The sequence below is a fragment of the Phenylobacterium sp. genome (assembly GCF_036963605.1).
GTDB lineage: Bacteria > Pseudomonadota > Alphaproteobacteria > Caulobacterales > Caulobacteraceae > Phenylobacterium.
In genome coordinates, this window is record NZ_JBALUY010000160.1 from 1 (window position 1) to 512 (window position 512).

Annotated in this window: 1 pseudogene; it reads left to right on the forward strand. The window is 78.5% G+C overall.

From position 1 onward, the window contains the following. Window positions 1-512, forward strand: a pseudogene (locus V7702_RS16850) (hypothetical protein); the annotation flags it as partial.

Consider the following 512-nt stretch of genomic DNA (forward strand, 5'->3'; position numbering starts at 1 on the left):
CGATGCGTCCACAGCGACCATCATCACGGGCGCCACAGCCGTGATCCAGACGGCCGGCGACGACGCCCACGGTCTCTTCGCCCAGTCCATCGGCGGCGGCGGCGGCTCGGGCGCCGGCACGGGCGGTCTCATCGCCGTCGGCGGCACGGGCGCGGCGGCGGGCGGCGGCGCCCGGGTCGGCATCACCAACCGGGGGTCCGTCACGACCGGCGGCGACCGGTCGCACGCCATGTTCGCCCAGTCCATCGGCGGCGGCGGCGGCGCGGGCGGCTTCAGCATCGCCGGCAGCGTGGCGGCGGGCCAGACCGCGGGCGGGGCCTCCGTGTCCCTCGGCGGCCTTGGCGGTTCCGGCGGCGACGCCTCGACGGTCAGGGTCGAGTCCGACGGCAACATCCGCACAGAGGGCGACCGCGCCCGCGGCATCACGGCGCAGTCCATCGGCGGCGGCGGCGGCAACGGCGGCTGGTCCGGCTCGATCCAGGTCGCGGCGGGCCAGACGGCGGGCGGCGCGG